Source organism: Jannaschia donghaensis (assembly GCF_001403795.1).
Lineage (GTDB): Bacteria > Pseudomonadota > Alphaproteobacteria > Rhodobacterales > Rhodobacteraceae > Jannaschia > Jannaschia donghaensis.
Genome location: NZ_CXSU01000011.1, coordinates 299,376 through 312,897 on the forward strand (window position 1 = coordinate 299,376; position 13,522 = coordinate 312,897).

Here is a 13,522-nt window from a genome sequence, read left to right on the forward strand (position 1 = left end):
AAGGGCACCCGGTCTGGGTGCCCTTTAATCACGTCACTGGGTCATGCCGTCCCAGAAACCTTTGACCTTTCGAAAGAAAGTGTCGCCCTGCGGGTTGTTGTCGGCATCGATCTTGTCGAACTCCCGCAACAGCTCTTTCTGGCGACTGGTCAGGTTCACCGGCGTCTCGATAGCCAATTCGATCATCATGTCGCCGGTCGCCCCACCGCGCAGGGCGGGCATCCCCTTGCCCCGCAGACGCATCTGGCGACCGGTCTGAGATCCGCCGGGCACTTTCACCCGCGACCGTCCGCCGTCGATGGTCGGCACCTCGACTTCTCCGCCCAAGGCGGCCGTCGTCATGGACACGGGCACCGCGCAATAGAGGTTGATCGAGTCACGCTCGAAGATCGGATGGGTCTCCACTTCGATGAAGATGTACAGATCGCCGGTCGGACCACCGCGCAGCCCCGCCTCGCCTTCGCCTGACAGACGAATTCGCGTGCCGGTTTCGACGCCTGCCGGGATGTTGACCGACAGTTGCCGTTCCTTTTCGACGCGACCGCCGCCGCCACAGGTCTGGCACGGGTTCTTGATGATCTGCCCTGCCCCCGAACAGGTCGGACAGGCGCGTTCGACGGTGAAGAAACCTTGCTGCGCGCGCACCTTACCCATACCAGAACAGGTCGGGCAGGTCGCGGGTTCGGATGCGCCTTCGGTGCCCTTCCCCTCGCAGGTGCCGCATTGAACGGCCGTCGGCACGGTTATGGATTTCTGCTGACCGGCATAAGCCTCTTCCAGCGTGATGCGCATGTTATAGCGCAGGTCGGATCCGCGCGTCGCACGGCGTCCACCGCTGCGCCCGCCGCCGGGCTGACCGCCCATGAAGTCGCCGAACAGATCCTCGAACACGTCCGAGAAGGCACTGGCGAAATCGCCCTGCCCGCCCTGTGGTCGCCGCGGCCCACCGCCGCCGCCCATTCCGCCCTCGAAGGCGGCATGGCCGAAGCGGTCGTACGCCGCCTTTTTCTCGGCGTCCTTCAGGACGTCGTAGGCCTCGTTGGCCTCTTTGAACTGGGCTTCGGCATTCGGGTTGTCGGAGTTGCGGTCGGGGTGCAACTCCTTCGCCTTTCCGCGAAAGGCCTTCTTTATCTCGTCCGCGCTGGCACCCTTCGCGACGCCGAGCGTCTCGTAGTAATCACGTTTCGCCATTATTCACACTCCAACGCAAAGACCGGCCCACAGGGGGCCGGTCCCGTTGTTCAACGCTAGGCTCAGGCCCGCTTCTCGTCGTCCAGATCTTCGAAGTCGGCATCGACGATACCGTCGTCGTCGCCTTCCTTCGCAGGTCCATCCGTCGGATCGACATCGTTCGCGCCGCCCTCGGCTTCAGCGGAGGCCTTGTAGATCGCCTCGCCCAAACGCATCGCGGCTTCCTGAACGTTCTGGATGCCGGACTTGATCTTGCCCGCGTCCTCCGTCTCCATCGCCTCTTCCAGCGCGGTGACGGCGAACTCGATGGCTTCGACGGTTGACGGGTCGACTTTCTCGCCATGCTCTTCCAGCGACTTCTTGGTCGAATGGACAAGGCTCTCGGCTTGGTTCTTGGCTTCCACCAGCTCGCGACGGCCCTTGTCGGCTTCGGCATTCGCCTCGGCGTCCTTGACCATTTGTTCGATATCCTCGTCCGACAGGCCGCCCGACGCCTGGATCGTGATCTGCTGTTCCTTGCCGGTGCCCTTGTCCTTAGCACCCACCGACACGATGCCGTTGGCGTCGATGTCGAAGGTCACTTCGATCTGGGGCATGCCGCGCGGGCTGGGCGGGATGTCTTCGAGGTTGAACTGACCGAGCATCTTGTTGTCGGATGCCATTTCCCGCTCGCCCTGGAACACGCGGATCGTCACGGCGTTCTGATTGTCCTCGGCGGTGGAGAAGACCTGCGCCTTCTTCGTCGGGATCGTCGTGTTGCGATCGATCAGGCGGGTGAACACGCCGCCCAGCGTCTCGATGCCCAGGGACAGGGGCGTCACGTCGAGCAGGACCACGTCCTTGACGTCGCCTTGCAGAACGCCGGCCTGAATGGCCGCACCCAGCGCCACGACCTCATCGGGGTTCACGCCTTTGTGGGGCTCTTTCCCGAAGAACTTGGTCACTTCTTCCACGACCTTGGGCATCCGGGTCATGCCGCCGACCAGAACGACTTCGTCGATCTCGTTCGCGGTGATGCCGGCGTCCTTGAGCGCGTCCTTGCAGGGCTTGATCGAGGCTTTGATCAGGTCATTGACCAGCGACTCCAGCTTGGCACGGGTCAGTTTCGTGACCAGGTGCAGCGGCTGACCATTGGTGCCCATCGAGATGAAGGGCTGGTTGATTTCGGTCTGGTTAGCCGAGGACAGTTCGATCTTGGCCTTCTCCGCCGCCTCTTTCAGGCGCTGAAGGGCCATCTTGTCCTGCGTCAGGTCGGCCCCGTGCTCCTTTTTGAACTCCTCGGCGAGGTAGTTCACGATGCGCATGTCGAAGTCTTCGCCACCCAGGAAGGTGTCGCCGTTGGTCGACTTCACCTCGAACAGGCCGTCGTCGATTTCCAGGATCGTGACGTCGAAGGTACCGCCGCCAAGGTCATAGACGGCGATGGTGCGCGTCTCTTTCTTGTCGAGACCGTAGGCCAGGGCGGCTGCCGTCGGCTCGTTGATGATGCGCAGCACTTCCAGACCGGCGATCTTGCCGGCGTCCTTGGTGGCCTGACGCTGGGCGTCGTTGAAATACGCCGGGACCGTGATGACGGCCTGCGTGACTTCTTCACCCAGATAGCTCTCGGCGGTTTCCTTCATCTTCTGCAGGATCAGGGCGGAGACCTGGCTGGGCGAATACTTCTCGCCGCGCACCTCGACCCAAGCGTCGCCGTTGCCGGAGACGATGTTGAAGGGGAGATTCTTTTTATCCTTGTTCAGATGTTCGTCATCGAACCGGCGACCGATCAGGCGCTTGACGCCGAAGACCGTGTTTTCCGGGTTCGTGACGGCCTGCCGCTTGGCGGCCTGTCCGACGAGTTTTTCATCTTCGGTGTAGCCGACGATGGAGGGGGTAGTGCGGGCACCTTCCGCGTTCTCGATCACGCGGGGCTGCGACCCGTCCATGATGGCAACGCAGGAGTTGGTGGTTCCGAGGTCGATACCAATGACTTTTGCCATTTCGAATGGTCCTTTCTAGGCGATATGCTCGAACAGGGGCCCATATCGGCGCCCCGGTCCTCATCCCAGGTTCAAAACGATGCGGGCCGGACGTGCCGTTCCGCGGATCACGGGGTATATAAGGAGGGGGTTTTGGGGTCGCAAGGACGTGAAGGGGACGAATTTGACTGAACTGCCGTGGCGGGACGTTCGGGGCGTGCGAGTCTTCGACGGATTCCTGACCTCTGCGCAGCAGGCGGACATGGTGACCGACGTCCGTGCCATCGTCCGCGCCGCGCCGCTTATACAGCCCGTCACGCCGCGCGGGCAGCCGCTTTCGGTGCGGATGACATCTGCCGGATCGCATGGCTGGATCACGGATCGGCAGGGGTACCGTTATGCGCCGGCCCATCCGTCGGGTGCCGCTTGGCCCCCGATCCCCGAAAGCATCCGCGCGGTCTGGGCCGCGGTCGCCCCGCAGGCCCGTGCACCCGAAAGCTGTCTGGTGAATTGGTACGGGCCGGCTGCGCGGATGGGGATGCATGTCGACCGGGACGAGGCCGATCCGTCGCAGCCCGTCATCTCGATTTCCCTGGGGGACGACGCGCTGTTCCGCATCGGCAATGCGGCACGCGGCGGCACGACCGAAAGCCTTTGGCTGCGATCCGGCGACGTTCTGATGCTGAGTGGGACGGCGCGTCTTCTGCACCACGGTGTCGATCGGATCGCGCCGGGCACGTCGACTTTGCTGGACGCGCCGGGGCGGATCAACCTGACGCTACGGGTCGTAACCTGAGCGTGGATCACCGGGTCAGCGTGCAGCACCCGGTATAGACCCCGCGATCGCCGTTGATCAGGTCGATCCTGAACCCGGCCTCCCGATCCGACATTCCATCCGAACAGGTCTGGCGCGACAGGATGCCGTGGATCGGACCATTGTCGCTTTGCGCCACGATGCCCCAAGGGTCGCGACGGCCCGCCGCGCGCGTCATCGTCAGGGGGGTGATGCCGATCACCTCGTCCGGGGTGCTGAGCGACAAAGCCTGGACCGGGTCGAGCGACCAGAACGGTTCGGCCCCATAACAGACGGAGAGGGCCGGCGGCACGTCCCAGCCCTGCCCGTCCTGCCGGGTCAGAAAGCGCATTGCGGTCCAACCCGTGCCTTCGTCGATGTTCGTCAGGCCCCAATCGCCACTCTCGCTCAGGCGAACAATCTCCACGCCGGTCGCATCGTGGCGCAACTCGCCCAAGACGCGGGCCGTCGCACGGGGCGACGCGCGCAGGTTCAGGGCGTCATTCGCCGCGACACCCACCACATCGTAGAGCGCGGGCAGGGGATCGTCCTGCGCCATCACGGCCCCCGACAGGCACGACAGCACGAAGACCCAGGCGACACCCCTTCTCATCGTCCGGCGAACCACGACGCGGAGGTGTTCTTGCGGGTATAGAATTCGCCCATCATCCCGATCATCAACGCGACGATTCCGATCATCAGCGGATATTGCCAGTTCGTGTAATGCGGATTGTAATTCACAAAGGCATAGCCGCGCGACTGATCGATCGCATGAAACAGCGGATTCCAGTCGAAGAAAGCGATCATCGTGGAGGGCATCGTGTTGGCGACGAACATCTTGCCGGAGGCGATCATGTTCACCCGGCTGTAGATCGAGTTCACGATCTGCACAAAATTTGGGGCCCAGGGCTTCAGCGCAAGCAAAACCATGCCGATGGCTGCGCCGGTGAACCAGGCGATCATGAACATCGCAAAAGCCGCGCCGGGGTTCTGAATCTCGATCGGATGCCAGGCGACGTGGACGCCGAACAGGATCAGCACGACCGACAGGAACTGGATGTAGAGCGAGCCGAGCGCCGCCGACAGGATAGCGATGGCGGTGTTCATCGGCGCGTGCTTCATCATCGGTGACGCCGGGCCTTCGGCCCCAACCAGGGCACCCATCGCCTTGATATGCGTCATGAAAAGGAAGATGCCCGACATGATGTAGAGGATGAAATCCCCCCGGATCGCGGCACCGCGCAGGCCCAGAACCGAAAACATCACGACGAAGGCCCCGATGAAAATGACCGATTGCAGGACGTTCATCAGCAGGGCCTGAAGACCCGTCGAATGCCCCTTGCGGATGTTTCGGACGGTCGAATGGAAGACCAGCTCCGCCAGGGTGAAGGCGCGGGTCAGTCCGGTGTCGCGTCGCTCTACCCTGAACATGCGCTTGTTTCTCCATTGGACGCTTGCCTCAAAGGCAACTGATACCATAAGCGTGCCCCCGAACCGAGGGCTTCTATCAAGGGATAATAGGTATGGATTTCGACAAAATGATGGTGATCCTCCGCAGATTGTCTCTCGAAGCGGGCGACAAGATCATGGAAATCTATGCCTCACCCGATTTCGAAGTGAAATCGAAGTCCGATCAAAGCCCCGTGACCGAAGCCGACGAAGCTGCCGATGCGTTGATTTCAGACGGATTGCGTGCCGCTTTCCCGGACGCCGCCATCGTCACGGAGGAGCAGTCCGACACCCACGATCTGGACGTCAGCACGTTCTTCATCGTCGATCCGCTGGATGGTACCAAGGAATTCGTCCAGCGACGCGGCGATTTCACCGTCAACATCGCCTGGGTCGAAGACGGCGTTCCGGTGCGTGGTGTGGTCTATGCCCCCGCCAAGGAGCGTCTGTTCTGGACGCAGGCCGATGGCACCACAGTCGAAGAAGCGGGCCCCTTCGACAAGGACACCCCCGGCAAGCTTACCCCGATCAAAGTGTCCACGCCCGACAATTCCGCACTTCTGGTGGTGGCCAGCAAGTCGCACCGCGATGCGGCGACGGACGCCTATATCAACAAGTACGACGTGTCGGACATGAAGTCCGCCGGGTCGTCGCTCAAGTTCTGCCTGGTCGCCACCGGCGAGGCCGATCTTTATCCCCGGCTGGGCCGGACGATGGAATGGGATACCGCCGCCGGACATGCGGTGCTGTCGGGGGCGGGTGGACAGGTCGTGCGCTTCGACGATCACGCGCCGCTGGCCTATGGCAAGCCGATCTTTGAAAACCCGTTTTTCATCGCGCTGGCACCAGGCGTGACGCTCAAGGCGGGCTGACCGCCAAACTCCTGTCGCAATTAGGTGGCAGGGAGGCCGGCGAACGCCGGAATGGACGTTTGAAGGGCAAGATTATGAACAGAACAGTCACCAAGGCGATCTTTCCGGTCGCGGGCATGGGCACCCGGTTCCTGCCGGCGACGAAGTCGGTCCCCAAGGAGATCATGACGCTGGTCGACCGCCCGCTGATCCAATACGCGATCGACGAAGCGCGCGCCGCCGGTATCAAGGAGTTCATCTTCGTGACCTCGCGCGGCAAGTCCGCGCTCGAGGATTACTTCGACGATGCCCCCGTGCTGGAGCAGGAACTGCTCAAGAAGAACAAGACCGAGCTTCTGGAAGTGCTTCGCAGCACGACGATGGATTCCGGTCAGATCGCCTATGTCCGACAGCATCGCCCCCGCGGACTTGGCCATGCCGTCGCCTGTGCGCGCCGTTTGATCCACGACGAGCCCTTTGCCGTGATCCTGCCCGACGACGTGATCGCCGCCGACAAACCCTGCCTGGCCCAGATGGTCGAAGCTTATGCGGAAACCGGCGGCAGCATGGTCGCCGCGATGGAAGTCGCGCCGGATCGCACATCGTCCTATGGCATCCTCGATGTCGAAACGACCGACGGTCAGGCCCTCAAGGTGCGCGGCATGGTCGAAAAGCCCGAAGCGGGGACCGCGCCGTCCAACCTGGCCGTGATCGGCCGTTACATCCTCAGCCCCCGCGTGATGAAGCATCTGGGCGGTCTGGCCGCCGGAGCCGGGGGCGAGATTCAGTTGACCGACGCGATCGCCCGCGAAGTGGGCGGCGACGGCGTGCACGGCTTCCGGTTCGAAGGGCAGCGGTTCGACTGCGGGTCGAAGGCCGGGTTCCTGCAGGCGACGGTCGCCTTCGGTCTGGACCGGCCCGATCTGCGAGACGAGCTGATGGCGTTCATCTCGACGCTCGGCCTGAGTAAGACCTAGGGCCGGATGGCGGCGGCCTCGGACCTCTGGGCCGCCTACAGCCTGCGGTGGAGACGAAGGGGTCTTCTGGCGCGATCGTTTGCCAGGCACCGGCACCTGACACCCATCTTCGACCGCATGGCCGATGTGGCGAAAGATGCGATCCTGTGCTTTTCGACGATCCGCAACGAGATGGGTCGCCTGCCGCACTTCCTCGATCACCATCGCGCGCTGGGGGTCGATCACTTCCTGATGGTCGACAACGCCAGTGACGACGGCACGATGGATTTCCTGACGGCGCAGCGCGACGTCTCGGTCTGGTCGACATCCCACAGCTACAAGGCGTCGCGCTTCGGCGTCGATTGGTTGACGGCCCTGATGATGCGCCATGGCCATGGCCGCTGGTGCCTGACCCTCGATGCGGACGAGCTTTTCGTCTATGCTCACCACGACCTGCGCGACCTGCATGCGCTGACCGATTGGCTGGATATTACGGATCGGCCGTCGATGGGCGCGTTGATGCTGGATCTGTATCCGCGTGGGCCGCTTGGCCGGACCGGATCAAAGACCGAAACAGACCCTATATCGACGATACCGTACTTCGATGCGGGCAATTACGTGATGATCCGGCAGCCCCGTCTGGAAAACCTGTGGGTTCAGGGGGGACCGCGGGCGCGCACGTTCTTCCACGCCGACCCGCGCCGCGCACCGACCTTGTCGAAGGTACCGCTGGTCCGCTGGAACCGGCGCTATGCCTATGTCAGTTCCACCCATTCGCTGCTGCCGCGCGGCCTCAACCATGTCTATCGCACCGACGGGGTCGAAGCGCCGACGGGTGTTCTGCTGCACACCAAGTTTCTTCCCGAAATCGTTTCCAAATCGGTGGAAGAAAAGCGCCGTCGTCAGCATTTCGAAAACTCTGATTTGTATGAAGGCTACTATGACGCTCTCATCGACGACCCGATTCTGTGGTGCGACCGGTCGACGAGGTATCACGGCTGGCGGCAGTTGGAGGCGCTGGGCCTGATGTCGCGCGGAGGGTGGGACTGATGGTCGGACCGTTGCCCAATGGTGGCAGGCTGCAATCGGTCGCTCGGTCGATGATTGCATCGTTACCGGAAACAATGCTGAAAGGCGGCACGGTTTTGTATGTTGATACCAAGAGGGCAAGCGTAGCGGGATGGGACTGATATCGTCCTATAGGATGCGTTTGCGCCGCCGGTACTGGCGGGTTCGCGCGTTCCGTCGGCGCCGGCAATTGTCAGTCGTGCGCGATCGCACGCGCGATATTCGGCCCGGTGCGATCCTGTCGTTTTCCACCATGCGAAACGAACGGACCCGCCTTCCCTATTTCCTCGACTACTATCGCAAGATGGGGGTGGAGCAATTTCTGATCGTCGACAACGGCAGCGACGACGGCACCCGCGACTATCTCGCTGATCAGCCCGACGTCTCGGTCTGGACGACCAATGGCAGCTACGCCAAGTCGGCATTCGGCGTCGACTGGCTCAATTGGCTGATGCGGCAGCACGCCCATCGCCACTGGTGCCTGACGGTCGATGTCGATGAATTCCTCGTCTATCCGTTTTGCGACACAAGGCCCCTGCGCGCATTGACCGACTGGCTGGACGCATCGCAGATTCGCAGCTTCGGGTCCATGCTGCTCGACATGTATCCCAAGGGACCATTGGGCGCGCAGCCTTATCACGAGGGGCAGAACCCCTTCGACATCGCCGCCTGGTTCGACAGCGCAAATTACATGTTTCAGCTTAATCCGACCTATGGAAACCTCTGGATCCAAGGCGGGGTCCGCGCGCGCGCTTTTTTCGGCGATACTCCGAAGAAGGCACCGGCGCTCAACAAGGTGCCCCTCGTCAAATGGCGCAAGGAATTCGTCTATGTCAGTTCCACGCATGCGCTGCTGCCCCGCGGTTTGAACCTGACCTACGATGCAGAAGGCGGGGAGAAGACGACCGGCGTCCTGCTCCATGCGAAATTCCTAAGCCTTTTCGTCGATCGCGCGGCCGAGGAGGCGACGCGCTCCGAACATTACCGCGACGGTGACGAATACAGGACCTATGCCGGCGGAATCGACGTCAACGCGGACCTTTGGTGCAAATGGTCCGAACGCTACATCAACTGGCGACAGCTGGAGATTTTGGGCCTGATTTCAAAGGGGAACTGGGCATGACGCTGGGCTTCGTGCTGCTGGTGCACACCGCCTTCGACCGGGCCGAGCAGGTGGCGCGCTACTTCGCGCTCAACGACTGTCCGGTGGTGATCCATGTCGATGGCAAGGTCAGGCAACGCACGTTCCGCGACTTTCGGGCACGCTTCAAGGACGAGCCCAAGATCCGGTTTTGTCGGCGCAGTCGCGTGGAATGGGGAAAATGGTCCCTGGTGCGCGCAACACAGGTCGCGTCCGAGCGGCTGCTATCGCTGTTTCCCGACGTGCGCCACGTCTTTCTGGCCTCCGGATCCTGTCTGCCGCTGCGGCCCGTGGCCGAATTGCGCGATTACCTGTCGACCCATTCCGAAACCGATTTCATCGAAAGCGTCACGACCGATCAGGTGACATGGACAGTCGACGGGTTGGAGGCGGAGCGCTTTACTCTGCGGTTCCCGTTTTCGTGGCGCAAGAACCGGCGCCTTTTCGATTTTTACGTTCGGTTCCAGCGCCGTATCGGCCTGACACGGCGCATCCCCGAGGGCGTGTCGCCCCACCTTGGAAGCCAGTGGTGGTGCCTGACCCGGCGCACGCTCGAGTCGATCCTGCAGGCCCCTGACCGGGTTCAGATCGACGCGTATTTCTCCCGCGTGTGGATCCCGGACGAAAGCTATTTCCAGTCCCTCGCGCGGCGCTTTTCGACCACGATCGAGAGTCGGTCCCTGACCCTGTCCAAGTTCGATATCCAAGGCAAACCGCACATCTTCTACGACGATCATCAGCCCTTGCTGGAACGGTCGGATTGCTTCGTCGCGCGCAAGATCTGGCCGCGGGCCGACCGTCTTTATCAGACGTTTCTCGACGACACGCGCCCCCAAGCGCGGCGTTCGGAGCCCAATCCGGGCAAGATCGACCGCGTCTTCTCCAAGGCGAATGAACGACGGGGGCAGGGCCGGCGCGGCCTATACTCCCAAGCGCGGTTCCCGGCGCCGGGCTTGGAAAACGGTCTGACCTGCGCACGTTACAACGTGTTCAGTGGCCTGGAGGATCTGTTCGAGGATTTTCAACCCTGGCTTGCCAGACGGTTGGGTGGCCGGGTTCACGGTCACCTCTACCATCCCGACCGGGCGCAGTTCGCGGGCGGGGAAACGGTGATGAACGGCTGCATCTCCGACAGTGCCAGCCTGCGCGATTATCGACCTGAACAATTCCTCACCAACCTGATGTGGTCGACCCGTGGGGAGCGTCAGAGCTTTTTCTTCGGGCCGAACGACCGCCCGGAAATCGGTCCTTTCATGGCGCGCGATCCCAACGCGACGCTGGTCATCGTTACTGGGGCCTGGGCCGTTCCGCTGCATACATCGAACGCCGAATTCGAAGAGGTAAAGGCCGAGGCCGCGCGGTTGCAGCGCGCGGAGCTGGCATTTCTGCGCGAACTGCGGCTGCCGGGGACGGCGGCCCGACTGCATCTTTGGAACCTGGCCGATTTCATCGCGCAGCCGGTGGAGAAAATCCAGAATTTCATGCAGGAAATCACCGGCCCCAGTCCGCAGCGTTTGACCGAACTGCCCCCCATGCGCGACCTGAGCGGATTTCCGGCATTCCTGCAGAAACTGCGCAATGCCGGCATGAAACCGCAGGTGATGGGGGACTTCGATGGCCGATAGGTTCGATGCCTTCGTCGTCTTCGCCGAAATGCGGACAGGCTCCAACCATCTGGAGGAATCGCTCAACACCCTGGCGGACGTCAGCAGCCACGGGGAAGTGTTCAACCCCGTCTTTCTGGGCGCGCACAACCGGACCGAATTGTTCGGTATCGACATGTCCATGCGGGAGGCGGATCCGATGCCGTTGTTGCGCGCGATCGTCGCGCAGCCGGGTCTGAGCGGCTTTCGGTTCTTTCACGATCACGACCCGCGCGTTCTGGATGCGGTGCTGGACGATCCGCGCATCGGCAAGGTGATCCTGACCCGCAATCCCCTCGACAGCTATGTCTCGCTGGCGATCGCGTCGCTGACGGGGCAATGGCGGCTGACCAATCCCAAGATGGCGAAGGCGGCGAAGGCGACGTTCGTGGGCGCGGATTTCGACGCGCTGCTGGAGCGTCAGCGGATATTTCGCGACCGGGTGCAGCGGCAGATGCAGATGTCGGGCCAATCGGCGTTCTGGATCGCCTACGACGATATCGCCGACCTCGATGTGCTCAACGGTCTGGCGGCGTTCCTTGGGTCCGAGGATCGGTTGACCGAGGTTCCTGACAAACTCAAGCGCCAGAACCCCGGCGAGGTCGAGGAGAAGCTGGAGAACCCCGAGGATATGCGGGCGCATCTGGCCACGCTCGACCCGTTCGTGGTGTCCCGGTCGGTCAATTCAGAACCCCTGCGCGGCCCCGCCGTGCCGACATTTCTGGCCGCCGCCGCCAGCCCCCTTCTGGCGCTTCCGATCCCCGGCGGGCTGGACGGCGCGCTGCGTGATTGGCTGACCGAACTGGATGATGCCGCCCCGTCGGACGGGATGACGCAAAAGGAGCTGCGGCCCTGGATGCGCAAGGCGAAGGGCTTCATCAGCTTCGCGATTGTGCGACACCCATTGGCGCGGGCGCACGATGCCTTTCAGGTGATGATGACCGGCACGGGGGCCCAGGCGAACACTTTGCGCCGCATTCTGGCGAACCAGCACGCCGTCGATCTGGAAGGCGATGCTGGCCTGGCATTTCTGGGGTTCCTGAATTTCCTCAGGGCCAACCTCAATGGCCAGTCATCCCTGCCTGTCGCCCCCGAATGGGCGACGCAATCGGCGGTGTTGGCTGGCATGGCGCAGGCCGTCCTGCCCCAGCGCCTGATTAGGGAAGGGGAGGCGCAGGCGGAGCTGGACCGGCTTGCCGCATTGGCGGGCAAGGACGCGCCGACCCTGCGATTGCCGGGGCGCGCCGCTTTGGATGCGATTCTGAGCGAAGAAATCGACGACGCCTGCATGCAGGCATACCGCCGCGACTACCTCGCTTTCGGGTTCAGGAAGTGGAGAAACAGCTGACGTCAGGCGGCGACGGACGACGGCGCTTCGGTCAGAATGGTGTAAAGGATCGCGGGGTCGCCATTGGCGCGCAGCTTGGCGCAGACAGACGCATCGCGCAGCGTTCGGGACACCAGCGCCAGCGCCTTGAGATGCGCGACGCCGGCACCTTCGGGCGCGAACAAGCCGAACACGAGATCGACGGGCTTGCGATCGCTCGAATCGAAATCCAGCGGCGTTTCCAGGCGCATGAACACGCCATGCACCTTGTCCAGACCGGGCAGACGGGAATGGGGCAGGGCGACGCCGCCGCCCACCCCCGTTGTGCCCAACGCCTCCCGCTCCTGCAGGGCGGCGAAAGCGGCATCGTAGTCGAGGCCATGCAGCTTCTGCGCGACGTCCGCGAGGTCGCAGAACAGCCGCTTCTTGCTGGACGCCTTCGGCAATACCTTAACGGCCCCGGGGGCCAGGATTTCGCTCAACTGCATTGCTCGTCCTCGTTGATGCCGTCGTTGCGGCTTCAGGTACTGATGGCGGGGTCTATCCAGCCGACGTTTCCGTCTTCGCGTCTGTAGACCACGTTCACGCCGCCGCCCTTTTCGTTCTTGAAGACCAGCACGGGGGCGCTGGCCAACTCCATCTGCATGACCGCTTCGCCCACGGACAGGGATGGGATCTTGGTTTCCATCTCGGCCACGATGACGGGAGCCAAGCTGTCGGGTTCGTCTTCGGTCGCTTCTGCGGCGAGGATATAAGAGGAGCCTCCGGAAAGTTCAACCGGCTGGCTCCGCTCCTGGTGGTGGTTCTTCAATCGGCGCTTGTAACGGCGCAGCTGCTTGTCCATTTTTTCGCCGCAGGCGTCGAAAGCGGCATAGATTTCAGTGGCTTTCGCCTTGGCCTGCGCCGTCAGACCGGTCGACAGGTGAACCGTGGATTCGCAGGTGAATTCATGCGCGGATTTGGAAAATACGATGTTCGCGTCCGTCGGCCGCTGGGCGTACTTGTCGATGACGGCACCGAGTTCCGTCTTCACGTGTGTCTGCAGGGCTTCGCCGATGTCGATCTGTTTTCCCGTGATCTGGTAGCGCATGATTCCTCCATCTCTGCGTTTCGGAGTCTGGGGCCGCGGCCCGGTCCGACAG

13 protein-coding genes are annotated in these 13,522 nt (G+C 62.6%); 7 read left to right on the forward strand and 6 right to left on the reverse strand.

The window, feature by feature from the left end:
* Positions 1-33: 33 nt before the first annotated feature.
* Together dnaJ and dnaK are read right to left on the reverse strand one after the other, a co-directional pair.
* Positions 34-1,191 carry a molecular chaperone DnaJ gene (dnaJ, locus tag JDO7802_RS05950; RefSeq protein ID WP_055083614.1) on the reverse strand — a complete coding sequence of 386 codons (1,158 nt, stop codon included), beginning with the start codon at positions 1,189-1,191 and terminating at the stop codon, positions 34-36.
* Positions 1,192-1,253: 62 nt separating this feature from the next.
* Positions 1,254-3,173 (reverse strand): molecular chaperone DnaK, encoded by a 1,920-nt coding sequence (gene dnaK / locus JDO7802_RS05955; protein ID WP_055083616.1) that lies wholly within the window; start codon positions 3,171-3,173, stop codon positions 1,254-1,256.
* A 163-nt stretch (positions 3,174-3,336) separates the two neighbouring features.
* Here dnaK and JDO7802_RS05960 point away from each other — a divergent pair, with 163 nt between their 5' ends.
* Positions 3,337-3,948, forward strand: coding sequence for an alpha-ketoglutarate-dependent dioxygenase AlkB (locus JDO7802_RS05960; RefSeq protein ID WP_055084757.1), 612 nt, complete (start codon positions 3,337-3,339; stop codon positions 3,946-3,948).
* A gap of 7 nt (positions 3,949-3,955) precedes the next feature.
* Here the strand turns inward: JDO7802_RS05960 and JDO7802_RS05965 are convergent, their stop codons facing one another.
* Positions 3,956-4,558, reverse strand: coding sequence for a hypothetical protein (locus tag JDO7802_RS05965; protein WP_055083618.1), 603 nt, complete (start codon positions 4,556-4,558; stop codon positions 3,956-3,958).
* Entirely contained in the window at positions 4,555-5,376 is an 822-nt protein-coding gene (locus JDO7802_RS05970) for an ABC transporter permease (protein WP_055083620.1), read from the reverse strand. Before JDO7802_RS05970 ends, JDO7802_RS05965 begins: the two co-directional genes overlap by 4 nt.
* 92 nt (positions 5,377-5,468) lie before the next feature.
* Here JDO7802_RS05970 and cysQ point away from each other — a divergent pair, with 92 nt between their 5' ends.
* From cysQ to JDO7802_RS06000, 6 genes are all read left to right on the forward strand, one after another.
* On the forward strand, positions 5,469-6,266 hold the full coding sequence (gene cysQ, locus JDO7802_RS05975; protein ID WP_055083623.1) for a 3'(2'),5'-bisphosphate nucleotidase CysQ: 798 nt from the start codon (positions 5,469-5,471) through the stop codon (positions 6,264-6,266).
* A 74-nt stretch (positions 6,267-6,340) separates the two neighbouring features.
* Entirely contained in the window at positions 6,341-7,222 is an 882-nt protein-coding gene (gene galU, locus JDO7802_RS05980; RefSeq protein ID WP_055083625.1) for a UTP--glucose-1-phosphate uridylyltransferase GalU, read from the forward strand.
* 117 nt (positions 7,223-7,339) lie between these two features.
* Complete coding sequence (locus tag JDO7802_RS05985) at positions 7,340-8,251, forward strand: glycosyltransferase family 2 protein (RefSeq protein ID WP_306455352.1); 912 nt, start codon at positions 7,340-7,342, stop codon at positions 8,249-8,251.
* A 130-nt stretch (positions 8,252-8,381) separates the two neighbouring features.
* Positions 8,382-9,392 (forward strand): glycosyltransferase family 2 protein, encoded by a 1,011-nt coding sequence (locus JDO7802_RS05990; RefSeq protein WP_055083629.1) that lies wholly within the window; start codon positions 8,382-8,384, stop codon positions 9,390-9,392.
* Positions 9,389-11,035, forward strand: a complete 1,647-nt coding sequence (locus JDO7802_RS05995) for a DUF5927 domain-containing protein (RefSeq protein WP_055083631.1) — start codon at positions 9,389-9,391, stop codon at positions 11,033-11,035. The genes JDO7802_RS05990 and JDO7802_RS05995 overlap by 4 nt, the downstream gene beginning before the upstream one ends.
* Complete coding sequence (locus JDO7802_RS06000; protein WP_055083633.1) at positions 11,025-12,401, forward strand: hypothetical protein; 1,377 nt, start codon at positions 11,025-11,027, stop codon at positions 12,399-12,401. Before JDO7802_RS05995 ends, JDO7802_RS06000 begins: the two co-directional genes overlap by 11 nt.
* Positions 12,402-12,403: 2 nt before the next feature.
* On the opposite strand, the gene JDO7802_RS06005 is transcribed toward JDO7802_RS06000, so the two are convergent.
* Both JDO7802_RS06005 and hpf read right to left on the reverse strand, forming a co-directional pair.
* Positions 12,404-12,868 (reverse strand): PTS sugar transporter subunit IIA, encoded by a 465-nt coding sequence (locus JDO7802_RS06005; RefSeq protein ID WP_055083635.1) that lies wholly within the window; start codon positions 12,866-12,868, stop codon positions 12,404-12,406.
* A gap of 32 nt (positions 12,869-12,900) precedes the next feature.
* Positions 12,901-13,470 (reverse strand): ribosome hibernation-promoting factor, HPF/YfiA family, encoded by a 570-nt coding sequence (hpf, locus tag JDO7802_RS06010; protein WP_055083637.1) that lies wholly within the window; start codon positions 13,468-13,470, stop codon positions 12,901-12,903.
* Between the last annotated feature and the right edge of the window lie 52 nt (positions 13,471-13,522).